The 15,221-nt window shown below is 67.9% G+C and carries 14 protein-coding genes; 9 read left to right on the top strand and 5 right to left on the bottom strand.

Features of this window, described 5'->3' with window-relative positions; genetic code table 11:
• Nucleotides 1-56: 56 nt before the first annotated feature.
• The 4 genes from J2848_RS17575 (at nt 57) to J2848_RS17560 (ending at nt 4,918) form a co-directional block, all read left to right on the top strand.
• Nucleotides 57-1,211 (top strand): alpha/beta fold hydrolase, encoded by a 1,155-nt coding sequence (locus J2848_RS17575; protein WP_246193941.1) that lies wholly within the window; start codon nt 57-59, stop codon nt 1,209-1,211.
• 11 nt (nt 1,212-1,222) lie between these two features.
• Entirely contained in the window at nt 1,223-1,855 is a 633-nt protein-coding gene (locus tag J2848_RS17570; RefSeq protein WP_149232196.1) for a histidine phosphatase family protein, read from the top strand.
• Between the two features lie 88 nt (nt 1,856-1,943).
• Nucleotides 1,944-3,620: a methyl-accepting chemotaxis protein gene (locus J2848_RS17565; RefSeq protein ID WP_149232197.1), complete on the top strand. Its 1,677-nt coding sequence runs from the start codon at nt 1,944-1,946 to the stop codon at nt 3,618-3,620.
• Nucleotides 3,621-3,793: 173 nt separating this feature from the next.
• The gene (locus tag J2848_RS17560) at nt 3,794-4,918 is read left to right on the top strand and encodes a malate/lactate/ureidoglycolate dehydrogenase (protein WP_149232198.1); all 1,125 of its coding nucleotides are present in this window, start codon (nt 3,794-3,796) and stop codon (nt 4,916-4,918) included.
• An 8-nt stretch (nt 4,919-4,926) separates the two neighbouring features.
• Here J2848_RS17560 and J2848_RS17555 read toward each other — a convergent pair whose 3' ends face one another.
• Both J2848_RS17555 and J2848_RS17550 read right to left on the bottom strand, forming a co-directional pair.
• Nucleotides 4,927-5,358 carry a DUF1810 domain-containing protein gene (locus J2848_RS17555; protein WP_149232199.1) on the bottom strand — a complete coding sequence of 144 codons (432 nt, stop codon included), beginning with the start codon at nt 5,356-5,358 and terminating at the stop codon, nt 4,927-4,929.
• A 77-nt stretch (nt 5,359-5,435) separates the two neighbouring features.
• Complete coding sequence (locus J2848_RS17550) at nt 5,436-6,449, bottom strand: zinc-dependent alcohol dehydrogenase family protein (RefSeq protein ID WP_149232200.1); 1,014 nt, start codon at nt 6,447-6,449, stop codon at nt 5,436-5,438.
• A gap of 78 nt (nt 6,450-6,527) precedes the next feature.
• Between J2848_RS17550 and J2848_RS17545 the strand changes: the two genes are divergently transcribed.
• Nucleotides 6,528-7,499 (top strand): LysR family transcriptional regulator, encoded by a 972-nt coding sequence (locus J2848_RS17545; protein WP_211103172.1) that lies wholly within the window; start codon nt 6,528-6,530, stop codon nt 7,497-7,499.
• A gap of 8 nt (nt 7,500-7,507) precedes the next feature.
• Here the strand turns inward: J2848_RS17545 and J2848_RS17540 are convergent, their stop codons facing one another.
• Both J2848_RS17540 and J2848_RS17535 read right to left on the bottom strand, forming a co-directional pair.
• Nucleotides 7,508-8,665, bottom strand: a complete 1,158-nt coding sequence (locus J2848_RS17540) for a hypothetical protein (RefSeq protein WP_149232201.1) — start codon at nt 8,663-8,665, stop codon at nt 7,508-7,510.
• A 20-nt stretch (nt 8,666-8,685) separates the two neighbouring features.
• The gene (locus J2848_RS17535; protein WP_149232202.1) at nt 8,686-9,939 is read right to left on the bottom strand and encodes a polysaccharide pyruvyl transferase family protein; all 1,254 of its coding nucleotides are present in this window, start codon (nt 9,937-9,939) and stop codon (nt 8,686-8,688) included.
• Between the two features lie 805 nt (nt 9,940-10,744).
• Here J2848_RS17535 and rpoH point away from each other — a divergent pair.
• Nucleotides 10,745-11,608, top strand: a complete 864-nt coding sequence (gene rpoH / locus J2848_RS17530; protein ID WP_149232426.1) for an RNA polymerase sigma factor RpoH — start codon at nt 10,745-10,747, stop codon at nt 11,606-11,608.
• Nucleotides 11,609-11,681: 73 nt separating this feature from the next.
• Here the strand turns inward: rpoH and hypA are convergent, their stop codons facing one another.
• Nucleotides 11,682-12,023: a hydrogenase maturation nickel metallochaperone HypA gene (hypA, locus tag J2848_RS17525; RefSeq protein WP_149232203.1), complete on the bottom strand. Its 342-nt coding sequence runs from the start codon at nt 12,021-12,023 to the stop codon at nt 11,682-11,684.
• Nucleotides 12,024-12,581: 558 nt separating this feature from the next.
• On the opposite strand from hypA, the gene J2848_RS17520 reads away from it, so the two are divergent.
• The 3 genes from J2848_RS17520 (at nt 12,582) to J2848_RS17510 (ending at nt 15,220) form a co-directional block, all read left to right on the top strand.
• Nucleotides 12,582-13,058, top strand: a complete 477-nt coding sequence (locus J2848_RS17520; RefSeq protein WP_149232204.1) for a 4Fe-4S dicluster domain-containing protein — start codon at nt 12,582-12,584, stop codon at nt 13,056-13,058.
• Nucleotides 13,059-13,060: 2 nt separating this feature from the next.
• Nucleotides 13,061-14,866 carry an aldehyde ferredoxin oxidoreductase family protein gene (locus tag J2848_RS17515; RefSeq protein ID WP_149232205.1) on the top strand — a complete coding sequence of 602 codons (1,806 nt, stop codon included), beginning with the start codon at nt 13,061-13,063 and terminating at the stop codon, nt 14,864-14,866.
• 81 nt (nt 14,867-14,947) lie between these two features.
• Nucleotides 14,948-15,220 carry a MoaD/ThiS family protein gene (locus J2848_RS17510; RefSeq protein WP_149232206.1) on the top strand — a complete coding sequence of 91 codons (273 nt, stop codon included), beginning with the start codon at nt 14,948-14,950 and terminating at the stop codon, nt 15,218-15,220.
• Nucleotide 15,221: the final 1 nt, after the last annotated feature.

The raw sequence follows: 15,221 nt of genomic DNA, 5'->3' as shown, positions 1-15,221 counted from the left end.
CATCGACCCCACACCCTTCGCCCCCACACCCATCGATCACGGAGGCTTCGACGCCCATGCCTGACCAGATGCTCGTGGAGCCCATTCTGACCATGCCCGCCCCCTCCTTTGCCATGGAGGCGCCTCCCGCCTATGGCCGCCACGACCGCGCCATGGAGGCGCTGCGCGCCACCCTCGACGCACTCGGCATCGGATCGGCCGAGGACATGACCTGGAAGCAGTATGAAACGATCATGCGGGTGATCGAGCCGCTGGTCGGCGCCGGCCACCGGCTGCGCCATTTCGACTATACCCACAGCGCGGCACTGCAGCCCGGCACGGTGGAGCGGCTGCGCAACGACTACACCATCCGCCTCGCCTACACGGAGTGGGGCAGCCCGCAGAAGCCGGCGCTCCTGTGCCTGGGCGGCATCGCCAACTCGGCCCGTCGCTTCGACTATCTCGCCCGCGCCCTGTCGCGCCACTATTACGTGCTGTGCCTGGACTGGGCCGGTCGCGGCCGCAGCGGCTGGCTGGCCGACCAGGGGGACTACAGCTTCGAAGGCAACGTCGCCCAGGTGCTGGCGCTGATCCGGCACAAGCGGCTGGGTCCGGTCACGCTGCTGGGCTCCTCGCTCGGCGGCAGCGTGGCGATGCGGGTGGCGGCGGAAGCGCCGGAACTGGTCGACCGCCTGATCCTGAACGACATCGGCCCCTTCATCCCGACCGAACGCCGTCGTCGCCGGGCCGAATCCGTCGCCCGCCACTATGTCTTCCGCCACCCGGCCCAGCTGTTCCACCGCACCGGGGCGGCCCAGAAGAATGACGGGCCGGTGGACGACACCGTCCTCCTGCACAACAGCTTCCACCAGACCCGCTGGTCGGAAGAGAATGGCGGGCGGGTCTACCGCCACGACATCCGCGCCCTGCAATGCTACCGCGACGGCGCCGCCCAGGACCACGACCAGTGGGACGACTGGCAGCGCATCGACTGCCCGGTGCTGCTGGTGCACGGCATGATGAGCGACGCGCTGCAGGCGGCGACCATCGCCCGGATGATGGGCAAGCGGGGGACGACCGTCCTGCATGTGCCGGACGTCGGCCATACGCCGACGCTGAGCGATCCGCTGCACATTGGCGCCCTGGCCCGCTGGATGGTGGCCCCCCATGCCCTGCCGGCGGAAAGCACCATCGGCTGGAGCGCGGGTGCCGCCCGCATCCTGTTCCGCTGAGGGGGCCGGCGATGACCGACGAATTCCACTTCGTGCGCCATGGCGAGACCGAGGACAACCGGCGCGGCGTCCGCTGCGGCGGCGACCGCGACGTGCCGCTGACCGCCCAGGGGATCGAGCAGGCCCGGCAGGCGGCGGAGCGGTTCCGCCGGTCCGGCCGGACCTGCGGTCTGGTGATCGCCGGCCCGCTGGAACGCACCGTCATGACCGGCACCCTGTTCGCCGAGGCGCTGGGTGTTCCGCTTCTCCAGCGCGACTGGCTGCGCGAGCGGACCCTGGGGGAATGGAACGGCCTGCCGATCGCCCTGACCCGTCCCTGGTTCGCCGCCGGGGAGACACCGCCGGGCGGGGAGAGCGAAGGCGTCTTCGCCTCCCGTGTCCTGGACGGCGTCGATGACCTCGCCAACGGGCCCGCCGGCCTGCTGGCGCGCCGACCGCTGCTGGTCGGCAGCAAGGGGATCGCCCGCATCCTGCTGCACCGGCTCGCCGGGCGGCCGGGTGTGGAGCTGGGGAACTGCGAGACCGTGATCTTCACCCGCCTGTCCGCCCCGCCGGGCGGGCCGGACTGGTGGCGGTGCGACCCGTTGGGAAGTCCGCCCAAAAGCCCACCGAAGGCGATGGCCGGGGCCTGCTGCCCGGCCTGACCGGGGAAAACCGGTCGGAAGACCAACCAAAGTAATGATGCGTGGATGCCGCGCGATGCCGCGTGGATCAGGAGTGAGGAGAGGGGCGATGAAGCTCAAGATTGGTACGCGGCTCATGCTGCTGGTGTTCGGCGTGGCGCTGCTCAGCACGCTTGCCGGGGCCACCGTCCACCTGACGGGAGCGCGCACGAACCTGATCGAGCAGCGCAAGGCCAAGGTCAAGGAGATGGTCGACGCCGCCGCGTCCGTCATCGCGCTGTATGGCGAGCAGGAGAAGTCGGGGAAGCTGCCGCGTGCGGAAGCGCAGGAGCGTGCCCGCGACGCCGTGCGCGCCATGCGCTACGGCAACGGCGAGTATTTCTTCGTCTACGACTATGCCGGCGTCAGCCTCGTCCATGGCCTGCGTCCGCAGGTCGAGGGCAAGAACCTGCTGAACCTGAAGGACCCCGACGGCGTCCCCTTCAACGTGCAGATGACCGAGGCGGCCAAGGCGGGCGGCGGTTTCGTCGCCTTCCGCCACAAGCGCAGCGACGATGCCGAGCCGACCCCGAAGATCGCCTATGCCACCGGCTACCAGCCTTGGCAGTGGATGATCGGCACCGGCGTCTACACCGACGACGTCGATGCGGATTTCCGCGCCCGCGTCTGGCGTGAGCTTGGGGTCTCGCTGCTGCTGCTGGCGATCAGCGTCGGCATCGGTGTCTGGGTGTCGCGCGGGATGTCGCGTCCGCTGCTGGCGATCCGCAACGTGCTCGGCCGCATCGGCGGCGGCGACCTGACCGTCGCCGTGCCCCATGCCGAGCGTCCCGACGAGATCGGCGACATGGCCCGCGCCGTCGCCGGCCTCGCCACCACCTTGCAGGAGGCCCGCGACGAGAGCCAGCGCGCCGAACTGGAGCGTGCCGCCCGCGATCTCCAGCGCGAACGCCTGTCGGCCCGCGCCGCCGAGTTCGCCCGCGCGATGGACGAGGTCGTGGCGACGCTCAGCACCACCACCGTGGCCCTGAACGAGCGCACCGCCGCCCTGACCAGCGATGCCGCCAGCACCACCGACGAGGCGCGTGCCGCCGCCGGGGCGGCGCAGGGCGCCTCCGACAGCGTCGAGTCCGCCGCCCAGGCCAGCGAGGAGCTGCGCGGCTCCATCGCCGCGATCAGCCGTCAGGTGGAAAGCGCCGCCCAGACCGCGTCCCGCGCGGTGACGGAGACCGCCAACACCACCGGCATCGTCACCGGCCTCGCCTCGGCCGCCGAGCAGATCGGCGCGGTGGTGGAACTGATCAACTCCATCGCCGGCCAGACCAACCTGCTGGCCCTGAACGCCACCATCGAGGCGGCACGGGCGGGCGAGGCCGGCAAGGGCTTCGCCGTGGTGGCGAGCGAGGTGAAGAGCCTCGCCACCCAGACCGCGAAGGCGACCGAGGACATCCAGTCGCAGGTGGGCGCGATCCGCGGGGCGACCGCGAATGCCATCGGCGCCATCGAGAGCATCGCCAGCCTGATCACCAACCTCAGCGCGCTGAACGGCGAGGTGGCGTCGGCCGTACAGCAGCAGGAGGCGGCGACCCACCAGATCTTCGCCAACGCCCGCACCGCCGCCGACAACTCCCGCCGCGTCACCAGTAGTGTCGGCTCGCTGTCGTCCACCATGACCAACACCAGCGAACGGATGCGTCTGGTCTCCACCAGCGTGGAGAGCGTTTCGCAGCAGTCGGAGCGGCTGAAGGACGAAGTCCAGCGCTTCGTGTCGGAGGTCAATGCAGCCTGATGGGCCTCCTGATTGGGGCTGCCTGATCGGGCGGCCCACCTGTCGATGCGGGGCGGATCCCCGGCGGTTCAGGCCGCCGGGGATCCGCCCCCTTGTTTTTCGGCCGCAATTCAGCCCTTGCCCCGCTCGGGGACCGGCAACCAAATAGGGGCCATCGAACCGGAAGGCTGACGATGACAGAGACACAAAGGGATCCCTTCGCCGCGGCGGCGTCCTTCAACGCCGGCGTCTATGGCACCGGGCTGCGGCCGGTGCGGGCCGACCGACTGGCGGAGGCGGTGCGGCGCCTGCTTCGGGCCGCCGGCAGCGAGGCGGGGGAAGCGGCCGTCGTCGCCGACCATCTGGTCGAAGCCAACCTGCGCGGCCATGACAGCCATGGTGTCGGCATGCTGGCGATGTATATGCCGGCGATCGCCGTCGGGCTGTTGCGGCCCAACCAGCATGCCACCGTGATCGGTCAATCCGGTCCCTTCCTGGCGGTGGGCGGCGGCAGCGGCTATGGACAGGTGATCGCGCGGGAGGCGATGGACCTCGCCATCGGACAGGCGCGGCTCGACGGACTGGCGGTGCTGTCCCTGCGCGACAGCCACCATATCGGCCGCGTCGGCTCCTATGGCGAGCAGTGCAGCGAGGCCGGGCTGGTCGCGCTGGCCTTTGTCAATGTCGTCACCCGTCCGGCGGTGGCGCCGCATGACGGCACCCGGCCGCGGCTGGGCACCAACCCGATCTGCATCACGGTTCCGGCCACGCAGTCCACGCCGGCCCTGATCCTGGATTTCGCCACCAGCGCCGTCGCCGTCGGCAAATGCCGCGTCGCCATGGGCAAGGGGCAGGAGATGGCGCCCGGCCTGCTGCTCGATCCGCAGGGGGAGCCCACGCGGGATCCGGGCGTGATGTTCCAGGACCCGTCGGGCGCCCTGCTGCCGCTGGGCGGGCATAAGGGGTTCGGGCTGGCGCTGATGTGCGACGTGCTGGCGGGGGCGCTGGCCTCGGCGATGCCGGGTACGCCGTCGCACCAGAATTCCGGACGGGTGATGAACAACATGTTCGCCATCGTCTTCGACCCGGCGCGCGGCGGCAACGCGCAATGGGCGGCGGACCTCGACGATCTGGTCGCCTATGTCCGCGACACGCCGACGGCGCCGGGGGCCGCCGCCATCCAGATGCCGGGCGAGCCGGAAACCCTGACCCGCCGCCAGCGTCTGGCCGACGGCATCCCGCTGGACGGCGCCACGCTGGCGATGCTGGACAGCCTGGGGCGGGAGCGCGGGCTGGAGTTTGGCGACCTGCTGGGCTGAAAGCTTCGTCAGCCGAGAAGCGTCAACGTTGCCTCGTCCGATCGGCCGTCGCAATAGCGCTCCAGCGCCCTGCGGTAGAGATCTCCCCGCTCTTCCGCCGCTTGAGCGAACAGGGTCATGGAGGAGCGGAACTTCAAATCGTCGGGCGAGCCGAAGATCTGGTGAAGCGTCCGCCCCTGCACGGTCAGCACGGCTTCCGTCGCCTGATCCAGCCGGGGGCCCAGGATCGGGTGGGCCAGATAGGCCCGCGCCTCGTCCAGGGAGACGATGCCATAGAACTGCGCGGTGGGTGAGCGGCCGAGGTCGCGCAGCTGCGGGAAGACGAACCACATCCAATGGCTGCGCTTGCGTCCGTCACGCAATTCCGCCAGCACGGTCGTGAAGACCGGGTCCTGCGCCGTGACGAAGCGCTGGAGGTCGAAGGAATCGACGTCCGGCATGGCACCACTCCTCGTTACCAAGTCCATGCCACGACATCGGTTGCAGACCGGCGCTTCGCAACGGCTACTTGCCGCTATCAGCCACCGTTGCCGAGCGCGATGGCGATCTTGCCGAAATGGCCGCCGCGCGCCAGGGTGGCATAGGCGCTGGCCGCATCCTCGAAATCATGGACGCGGTCGACCACCGGCCGGAGCTTGCCGGTTTCGATGGCGCGGACCGCCTCGCGCAGGTCGGCCACCGATCCGGTGTTGCTGCCGACCACCTTCAGCATCTTCAGGATGATCGGGAACAGTGATGCCTGGAGGTCGGCGCCGCTGAGAAAGCCGACGACGAAGACCGTTCCTTCCTCCGCCGCGGCGTTGAGCGAGCGCGCGAAGGTCTGGGCGCCGCCGGTCTCCACCACCAGATCGACGCCGGCCCCGCCGGTCAGCTCCAGAACCCGCGCGTCCCAGTCGGGCGTCGTCGTGTAGTTGATCGTCTCGTCGGCGCCTTGCGCCTTCGCCCGCTCCAGCTTCGCGTCGGAGGAGGAGGTGATGAGGACGCGGGCGCCTGCCGCCTTGGCGAATTGCAGGGCGAACAGGCTGACGCCGCCGGTGCCGAGCAGCAGCACCGTGCTGCCCGGGCGCACGGCCCCCGTGCGGACCGCCCGCCAGGCTGTGGTGGCGGCGATCGGCAGGGTGGCCGCCTCGGTGAAGGACAGATGCTGCGGCACCGGAACGAGGCTGGCGGCGGGAACCACCGCATAGTCGGCGAGCGAGCCGGGCATGGTGATGCCGCGCATCCGACGGCCCGCCACCGGCGGCAGCGCGCCGGCCGGCCAGTCCGGCAGGAAATGCGGGATGACGCGGTCGCCCTCCGCCAGTCCGGTCACGCCGGAACCGGTCTCCACCACCTCTCCCGCGCCGTCGGCGACGGGGATCAGCGGCAGCGACGGCACCGGGAAGGCGCCGGTCGCCACCGCCAGATCGACATAGTTCAGGCTGGCGGCACGCAGGCGGACCAGCACCTCGCCCGCGCCCGGAGTGGGCTGCTGCAACTCGGTGATGCGGAGGGCGTCGAGACGGGGGGCTTCAAGCTGATAGGCGCGCATCGGGTAGTTCCTCGCTTGCTGTGTTGTGTGACGCGAGGCTATCCCGTTGCACTCAGGCCTTTAATCCGGTGCCTGTGCATGATATTGCTGCAAATCATGCACGAGTTGAGCGATCAGGGGCTGGAGGAGGTTGCCGCCTTCCTGGCGGTTCTCGACACCGGCGGCTTCGCACCGGCGGCACGGGTGCTGAACCGCGACGCCTCCGTGCTGTCGCGCCGGGTGTCGGCGCTGGAACGGCGGCTGGGAGTGCGGCTGCTGGAGCGGACCACCCGGCGGGTGACGCCGACGGAGGCGGGGCGCCGCTTCGCCGACCGGGCGCGCATGGCCCTGACCCTGCTGGCCGATGCGGAGCGCGAGGCGGCCGATGCCGGCGCCGTTCCCCAGGGCACGCTGCGGCTGTCGCTGCCCGAGGCGTTCGGTCGATTGTGGGTGGCGCCGCTGCTGCCCGACTTCCTCACCGCCTTTCCCCGCGTGCGGATCGAGGCCTTCTACAGCGACCGCTTCGTCGATCTGGTGGGGGAGGGGTTCGACCTCGCCATCCGCATCGGGCGGCTGCCCGACAGCACGCTGGTGGCGCGCCGGCTGGGGGCGGAACGGCGGCTGGTCTGCGCAGCCCCCTCCTACCTCGCGGCAAGGGGAATTCCGCAGGAGCCGGGCGAACTGGCCGGCCATGACGCGCTGCTGTTCGCGCTGTTCGATTCCCCGTCGGACTGGCATTTCAGCCGGGGCCGCGAGCGGGTGCGGGTGCGGCTGTCCGGGCCGCTGCTGACCGACAATGTCGACAGCCTCGTCCATGCCGCATTGGCCGGAAAGGGGCTGCTGGTGTGTTCGGAATGGCTGATCGGGCGGGAACTGGCCGGCGGGCGTCTGGTTCGCGTCCTGCCGGATTGGGAGGTCGGCGGCGATGCCGGCAGGGCAAACGGTGGGGAAGCGGCCATCCATCTGGTGCGCCCGTCCAGCCGCTTCACCGCCGGCAAGACCCGCGCCTTCGCCGACTGGATCGCGGAGAGGCTGTCGCCGCCGCCCTGGAACCAAGCGCCCCGACCGTAAACCCCCACTCAGTTTCCTTCGATCTCCACCCGCATGCGGACGAGGTCGCGGTTCCAGGTGATCCGGCATTTGTCGAGGTTCAGCCGCGTCATGTAGACGTAGGCGGACTTGCCGACATCCTCGAAATTGCGGCTCTGGCTGCCGGGGTCGAGCAGGGCGGGGTAATCGAAGGCCGCCGCGTCGCCGCAGCCGTAGCGGAACAGCAGCGGGGCTGCCCATAGAAGCTCCGGCTTCGACCAGCCCACCAGATCCCGCGACGTGGTGGTCCAGATGCCGGTGCGGCCGTCGCGGGTCATCGCCAGCGTGGCGACGAACAGGCCGCTGGCGCGGTGACGGACGACGCTGCGCACCGTGCCCTGAAGCACGTCGGGGGCGACCGGCGCGCAGACATGGGTTTCCGCCGGGTCGCCGGCCTGGGTTTCGCGCACGAAGCGGACGGAATAGGATTTGCCGTCCCAGCCGCGCCAGGACTGCGGGTCGGCCAGATTGTCGGTCCGCATCAGGCAGGCGCCGCGCTGCTGCGCCCCGAACCGCTCGGCCCACAGGAAGGCGTACCAGTGGTCGCCGTTGCGGACGATGTTGCTGGGGGCGAAATAGCCGGTGCGCTGCCCGACGTCGCCGCCATAGGGGTAGGGCAGCGTCGCCACGCTGTGGTTGGGCGGCGCGGCGCTCAACCGGAAGCTCGCCCCGCCATCGCTGGAAACCGCCGCGGTGATGCTGTTGCGCCAGCAGCGCATGTACTCGCCGGACGGGCACAGCGCCCGGCGTTTCTGCCCGTGGAACTCGTTGCTGACCAGGGCGAAGACCGTGCTGCCGTCCGGCGTGTAGAAGGACGAAATCCAGCTGCGGTCGTCGTTCAGCCGCGGATCGTCCTTGCCGTGGCCCTGGAAGATCACCGCGCAGTTCGGCCGGACGGCATCCAGTGACGGTCCGGTCAGCGCCCGCGCGGTGGAATGCGAGGCGATCAGATGTACGGTGCCGCCTGCATCGCGGAAGGCGCGCGCCGGGGTGTCCGGCGCGTCGCTTTCGGCGCAGGCGTCACGCTGCCAGGAGGTGACCGTCTCCGGCTCCCCCGTCTTCCGGATCGTCAGCGCACGGGCAGTTGCGGCGGCCATGCCCAGCGCGAGCGCCAGCGTGAGCGCAAGGGCTGCGGTCCGGCGGAGCATGGTGGCCTCCCCTTGGCCTGTCACTTGCCGTTCGCGATGGATTTCAGGAAGGGTGCCGGCTGCAGCCGGTTGGCGGCCAGGAAGTCCAGGTAACGGGCGGCGGACTCCGAACGGTGGCGGTCATAGGCGTCGGGATCGAAATTGATCAGCGACTTCAGGCGGCTGCGGGTCAGCGGCATCGTCAGGTCGGCGGCATCGGCATAGGGCACGCCGGTGTTCTCGCACAGCTCGCGCGTGCGGGAATCGATGGTGACCGTCAGGCCCATCCGCTCCGCCTGGATCGCCAGGGCGACGCCGTGATAGCGGCAGCCGATGGTCAGATCCTGCTGGCGCAAATTGTCCATCCAGGCCGGCACGTCATAGTAGGAGCGCATGTGGTTCCGGCACCAGGCCTTGAACTCCTCGAAGGAGTAATGCGGCACGGTGTGGCGGTGGATTTCCTTCAGCGCATGCGGGTCGATGCTGTCGAACAGCCCGCGGGAAGCGCGGATCATTTCGCCCATCGACTGGACGATGTACTGGCCGGGCGCGATCGGGTCCATCATCAGCGCGATCAGCTGGTGTTCGATCTCCCGCGTCTTCACCCAGGCCTGATGGCCGCCGGCGACGGTGATCGAGCGCGGCAGGTCGAGCGCCGACCAGTTGGCGTGGATCTTCCGACCCAGGCCCGGCGCCTGATTGAGGAAGTGCGACGGGCAGCCGCCGGGCAGCGAACCGGTGATGCCCAGCTTGTCCAACTGTGCCGTGGTGTAGGCGCCGCGGGTGTAGATGTTGGGCGAACTGGCCGATGACGGGTTCGACGCCGCGATCACCTGGGCCCAGCGCAGCGTGCCGGGGCTGAGTTCGATGTCGTGGTCATAGCTGTTCGCCTGGGCGCCGAGGCCGATGGCGACGATCGGCAGGCCGGACTTCTCCAGATTCTCCGCCATCTGGCCGTAATCGGTGTGGCGGCCCAACTGGTTGGCGCAGGGGATGACGATGATGTCGGCGTTGGTCCGCAGCGTCTCGGCCGAGGAACCCCAGCTGAAATGCTTCACCGGGTTGGTGATGTGGCTGCAGATCGAATGCACGAAGGCGAGGTTGCCGTTGTTGTGCCCGATGCCGTTGTACAGGTCGTCGAACGGCGCATTCGAGTAGAGGCCGAGATTCGGCGTCTTCCACAGCACCGCGACGCGCAGAGGCTGGGACGGCGCACGGCCGGAGGTCTGTTCAGACGTCTGGCCGGAAATGTGCGGCCGGTCGACAGGGGTGTCGATCACGATGTCTTCAAGCATGTCGGCTCTAGCCTCGGGTCGTTGGATGCTGGAAACACGCTCACGCTAAGCGCAGAAGAGGTAAGGCTGCAAGTGACATCCGAAAAAGAACACAATCAATTTATCTGGCTTCAGAACTTAGCCTTTATAATAATTTTAGTGACCAGGATTTACTTTCGTTTTCTGAAGGATGACCGGTTGATCATCTTTTGAAGATCCATCGAAATTCGAAAGATGTTCGATGTTGGGGTGAGGGGGTTGAAAGCCATGGCGGAGCGTCCTATATCAGGCAACGTTCGCGAAGATCGACGCGGGAACCGGATGCCAGTTGGGGTGCCAGGAAAATTCGCCTGGGCGCCCCTTTTATGCGTTGTGAAAATTCCTATATAGAGTCTGTTGCGCCGCTGAGGGCGCCGACCCTGACGAAATGGCTTTCGCCCCGATGACCCTTCACTTTCCCTTGGTTCGGCCGCGCTGACCGCAAGGCCCTGCCGCTCCTCTCCGGCCCTGTGGCGTGCTGGCTGCTGCGACCTCCTTCCCCGTTCGCGGCGCCGCCCGCGGGGCTGGAGAGGACCCCATCTCTACCCGTTCCTGCACCGAGACCCGGTGCACGCCGTCCGGCAGCGTCGAATGCCGGCAACGCAACGAACCAAAAACTGACCTTTCAACAGGACCGACCCGAACAACGCCGGGGCCTTCGCCCGCGGCGCCGCTCCCGTCGGATGGGAGAAAAAGAGACACCATGCAGCGAAACGCTGAAACCCGTACCGTTCAAACCACCCGTCCTGCCGAACCCCGTACCGCCGAACCCCGTACCGCCGAACCGATGCAGCTCTATCTGCAGGATGCCCGCAAGTACCAGTACCTGACGCCGGAACAGGAACACGAGTTGGCCGTTCGCTGGCACGAGCACCAGGATCCGGCCGCCCTCGACAAGCTGGTCGGCAGCCACCTGCGTCTTGTCGTCAAGATGGCGCGCGGCTATCTCGGCTATGGCCTGCCGCTGGCCGATCTGGTGGCGGAGGGCAATGTCGGCGTGATGCAGGCGGCGCAGAAGTTCGACCCCGCCAAGGGGTTCCGCTTCGCCACCTACGCCTCCTGGTGGGTGCGGGCGGCGATCCAGGAATATGTCCTGCACAACTGGTCGCTGGTGAAGATCGGCACCACCGCCGGACAGAAGAAGCTGTTCTTCAGCCTGCGCCGCCTGAAGGCGCGGATGCAGGAGCTGGAGAGCGGCGACCTGTCGCCGGAAGCGGTGGAGAGCATCGCCACCGAGCTGAACGTGTCGAAGGCCGAGGTGGTGGAGATGAACCGCCGCCTGGGCAACGACCGTTCGCTCAATGTCGGGCTGTCGGAAGACGGCGACGCCGAATGGCAGGATCTGCTGGCCGACGACCGGCCGGACCAGGAGACGACGCTTGCCGACTCCGAGGAGCGCCGCCGGCGCCAGCAGTTCCTGAAGCTGGGGCTGGGCGTGCTGGACGACCGCGAGCGCCGGATCCTGGTTGCCCGCCGCCTGCGCGACGAGCCGCTGACGCTGGAGGAGCTGAGCCAGACCTTCCACGTCTCGCGCGAGCGCGTGCGTCAGCTGGAGGTGCGTGCCTTCGAGAAGCTCCAGAAGGCGGTGATCGCCACCGCCAGGACGGAGCAGGTGACGATGGAAAAGAACCGCCTGCTGACCCATGCCTGATCGGGCGGGTAGGGGCGTGAGTTTGAAAGGGCGCGGCTTGCGGAAAGCCGCGCCCTTTTTGTTGTGCGGAAACTCACTCGCCTTCGAACGACACCACGCGCATGTCGCGTCCGGCGGTCAGACTGCGGTCATGACCGCCGCAGACGGGACAGGGTGAGATCAGGGATTCCGGAGCGAAGTCGGCGCCGCAGGCGGTGCAGCGGGCCTTCAGCGCGATGCGGTTGATGGACAGCTCTGCCGAGGCGGCGGGCGTTCCCTCCGTCACCAGGGGGAAGCAGAACAGCAGGGCGTCCGGATCGATGGCGGATGCTGCGCCGATGTCGACGGTCACCCGGGTGACCCGCGTCAGCCCCTCCCGTATCGCGGATTCCATGACCAGGGAGACGATGCTTTCGCACAGCGACAGTTCGTGCATCGATGTTCCCCGACCTTGCCTTCGGCCAATCGTTTCAAGTCTTCACCACAATTGACCAGCATGCGTTGATGTAAATCATATCACCGCATGCAAAGCGGTGATAAGAAGGGCAGGTCTGTTTCAAGGATTGTCAGACCCGCCTTCCAGACCAAGTCGCCAGACGGGCCCTATGTTTTTCCGATCATAACGGGCCGGAATTATGAACAACAAAACGGCGCATCGCCTCCTCTTGACCCCACTCTTGACGCAGGTCCACGCCTGCGGATTGCCTTCCGTCGTCGCCATCTGCCATCCGCCCTGAAGGCGCCCGGTTCCCGACGGACCGGGCCAGTCCCCCGGCCGGTCCCGTGCGGTGCCCGACATTCATCCCGCCCGTTTTCTCTCCACGCCCGGCGGTCGTGCGCCGTTCCGGCGGTGACGCCTGTCATGCGCGTCTTTGGTGAGGGGCACCGGACGGTCCGGGGGGTACGCCCAAGGCCGGGCGCGCAAGAAGAGCTGCGAGTGTCAAGCAGCGGCCAGGAATGGCGATTGCGCCCGGCATGAAGGAGGTCATCGACCATGAGCATGATGCTGATGATCCATCCGGACAAATGCACCGGATGCCGCAACTGCGAACTGGCCTGTTCCATGGAGCATGAGGGGAACTTTCGTCCGAAAGCCTCCCGTGTCCATGTCTATACCTGGGAGCGCGAAGGCTTCTCCGTTCCCATGATGTGCCAGCAGTGCAAGGACGCCGCCTGCGTCACCGTGTGCATGCCCAAGGCGATGCACCGCAACCCGGAGAACGGCCAGGTCGAACTGGATGCCGACAAATGCATCGGCTGCAAGATGTGCGTTCAGGCCTGTCCGTTCGGCTGCGCGTCCTGGGACTTCCTGGGTTCGCAGATCCTGAAATGTGACACCTGCGACGGTGCGCCGTCCTGTGCGGCGATCTGCCCCACCCATGCGCTTGAATGGGTCGAGGACACCGTCTCGGCGCAGGCGCGCAAACGCTCCTTCGCCGCCAAGCTCAAGAACGCCTTCGCGGAGGTCTGATCATGCATGGCTGGATTGGAAAGATCCTTCGGGTCGACCTCGGCACTGGCAAGGTCTCGACCGAAGCACTGAAGCCCGAACTGGCGCGCGACTATATCGGCGCCCGCGGGCTGGGCACGAAATACATGTATGACGAGGTCGATCCCACGGTCGATCCGCTGTCGCCGGCAAACAAGCTGATCTTCGCCTCCGGGCCGATGACCGGCACCTTCGCGCCGTCGGCCGGGCGCTACGACGTCGTCACCAAGGGACCGCTGACCGGCACCATCGCCGCGTCGAATTCCGGCGGCGCCTGGGGGCCGGAGCTGAAATATGCCGGCTACGACATGCTGATCCTGGAGGGCCGTGCAGCAAAACCGGTCTATCTGTGGATCCAGGACGACAAGGTGGAGATCCGCGACGCCTCCCATCTTTGGGGCAAGGACGTGCCGGAAACCACCGAGACTCTGAACGCCGAGACGGCGGCCGACGCCAAGATCGCCTGCATCGGCCCGGCGGGCGAGGCGATGTCCTACATCGCCGCCATCATGAACGACATGCAGCGCGCGGCCGGCCGCACCGGCGTCGGTGCGGTGATGGGATCGAAGAACCTGAAGGCGGTGGTGGTGCGCGGCACCGGTGCCGTGACCGTGGCCGACAAGGAGGCCTTCCTGGCCGCGGTCGCCAAGGCCAGCACCATGATCAAGGAGCATCCGGTCGGCGGTACCGGCCTCCGTCTCTACGGCACCAACGTGCTGGTCAACATCCTGAACTCGGTGGGCGGCCTGCCGACGGCGAATTTCCAGGACGGACATTTCGAGACGGCCGACAAGGTGGGTGGCGAGACGCTGGCGGCCAACCAGTTGCAGCGGCCGAAGGGTTGCTTCTCCTGCATCATCTCCTGCGGCCGGGCGACCAAGGTCAGCAACCCTAAATACAAGGGCGAAGGCGAAGGGCCGGAGTACGAGACCGCCTGGGGCTTCGGGCCGGATTGCCGGATCGACAACCTCGATGCAGTCGTCAAGGCCAACTATTACTGCAACGAATATGGGCTGGACACCATCTCCATGGGCGGCACGGTCGCCTGCGCCATGGAGCTGTATCATCGCGGCATCATCACCAAGGAGGATACCGAAGGGCTGGACCTCGACTTCGGCAATGCAGACGCGATGGTGGAGGCGGTGCGGCTGACCGGGCTGGGGCAGGGCTTCGGCCGGAAGCTGGCGCTCGGCTCCTACCGGCTGGCGAGCCTCTACGGCCATCCGGAACTGTCGATGACCGTCAAGAAGCAGGAAATGCCGGCCTACGATCCGCGCGCGGTCCAGGGCATCGGGCTGAACTACGCCACCAACAACCGCGGCGGCTGCCATGTCCGCGGCTACACCATCAGCCCGGAAGTGCTGGGCGTGCCGTTCAAGGTCGACAAGGACAGCATCGAAGGCAAGGCCGAACTGGTGGCGCTGTTCCAGAACCTGACGGCGGCGCTGGATTCGACCGGCTCCTGCCTGTTCACCACCTTCGGCATCGGCGCACCGGAATTCGCCGAGCTGATGACCGCGCTGACCGGCTTCGCCTATAGCGGCGACAGCTTCCTCGCGGCGGGCGAGCGGGTGTGGAACCTGGAGCGGCTGTGGAACCTGAAGGCCGGCCTGACTGCGGCCGACGACACGCTGCCCCCGCGTCTGCTCAATGAGCCGATCGTGACCGGCCCATCGAAGGGGGCGGTCAGCCGCCTGCCGGAAATGCTGCCGCTCTATTACGGGGCCCGTGGCTGGGATGCCGACGGCGTTCCCACCAGGGAAAAGCTGAGCGCGCTGGAATTGGCCTGACCCTGCTCCGACTGCCGCCGCCGTCCCATTCCACGGCGACGGCAGTCGGGATCGCGGTGCCGGTGGAAAGGCAGCTATCCCATGAAAGTGTCCTATTTCGCGCTTCTGCGCGATGCCACCAAAAAACGCAGCGAAATCCGGGGGCGGCCGGCCTCCACCGTCCGCGATCTGCTGCGCGATCTGGCGGCCGAATACGGCCCGAACTTCGCCCGCTGGATTCTGAAGGACGGTGAACTGGCCGGCTTCGCCATCATCCTGGTCAACGGGCAGGACGTGCGCGGCCTCCAGGGGCTCGACACCCCGCTGACCCCGGAGTCCGACGTCTTCATCTTTCCGCCGCTGGCCGGCGGCTGAG

Source organism: Azospirillum lipoferum, assembly GCF_024170005.1.
GTDB lineage: Bacteria > Pseudomonadota > Alphaproteobacteria > Azospirillales > Azospirillaceae > Azospirillum > Azospirillum lipoferum.
This window is presented reverse-complemented; position numbering and strand designations above follow the sequence as displayed.

Excerpts from the sequence above, each read along its gene's own strand:
- J2848_RS17575 (WP_246193941.1), top strand. The coding sequence starts at position 57 with ATGCCTGACCAGATGCTCGTGGAGCCCATTCTGACCATGCCCGCCCCC.
- J2848_RS17570 (WP_149232196.1), top strand. The coding sequence starts at position 1,223 with ATGACCGACGAATTCCACTTCGTGCGCCATGGCGAGACCGAGGACAAC.
- J2848_RS17565 (WP_149232197.1), top strand. The coding sequence starts at position 1,944 with ATGAAGCTCAAGATTGGTACGCGGCTCATGCTGCTGGTGTTCGGCGTG.
- J2848_RS17560 (WP_149232198.1), top strand. The coding sequence starts at position 3,794 with ATGACAGAGACACAAAGGGATCCCTTCGCCGCGGCGGCGTCCTTCAAC.
- J2848_RS17555 (WP_149232199.1), bottom strand. The coding sequence starts at position 5,358 with ATGCCGGACGTCGATTCCTTCGACCTCCAGCGCTTCGTCACGGCGCAG.
- J2848_RS17550 (WP_149232200.1), bottom strand. The coding sequence starts at position 6,449 with ATGCGCGCCTATCAGCTTGAAGCCCCCCGTCTCGACGCCCTCCGCATC.
- J2848_RS17545 (WP_211103172.1), top strand. The coding sequence starts at position 6,528 with ATGATATTGCTGCAAATCATGCACGAGTTGAGCGATCAGGGGCTGGAG.
- J2848_RS17540 (WP_149232201.1), bottom strand. The coding sequence starts at position 8,665 with ATGCTCCGCCGGACCGCAGCCCTTGCGCTCACGCTGGCGCTCGCGCTG.
- J2848_RS17535 (WP_149232202.1), bottom strand. The coding sequence starts at position 9,939 with ATGCTTGAAGACATCGTGATCGACACCCCTGTCGACCGGCCGCACATT.
- rpoH (WP_149232426.1), top strand. The coding sequence starts at position 10,745 with ATGCAGCTCTATCTGCAGGATGCCCGCAAGTACCAGTACCTGACGCCG.
- hypA (WP_149232203.1), bottom strand. The coding sequence starts at position 12,023 with ATGCACGAACTGTCGCTGTGCGAAAGCATCGTCTCCCTGGTCATGGAA.
- J2848_RS17520 (WP_149232204.1), top strand. The coding sequence starts at position 12,582 with ATGAGCATGATGCTGATGATCCATCCGGACAAATGCACCGGATGCCGC.
- J2848_RS17515 (WP_149232205.1), top strand. The coding sequence starts at position 13,061 with ATGCATGGCTGGATTGGAAAGATCCTTCGGGTCGACCTCGGCACTGGC.
- J2848_RS17510 (WP_149232206.1), top strand. The coding sequence starts at position 14,948 with ATGAAAGTGTCCTATTTCGCGCTTCTGCGCGATGCCACCAAAAAACGC.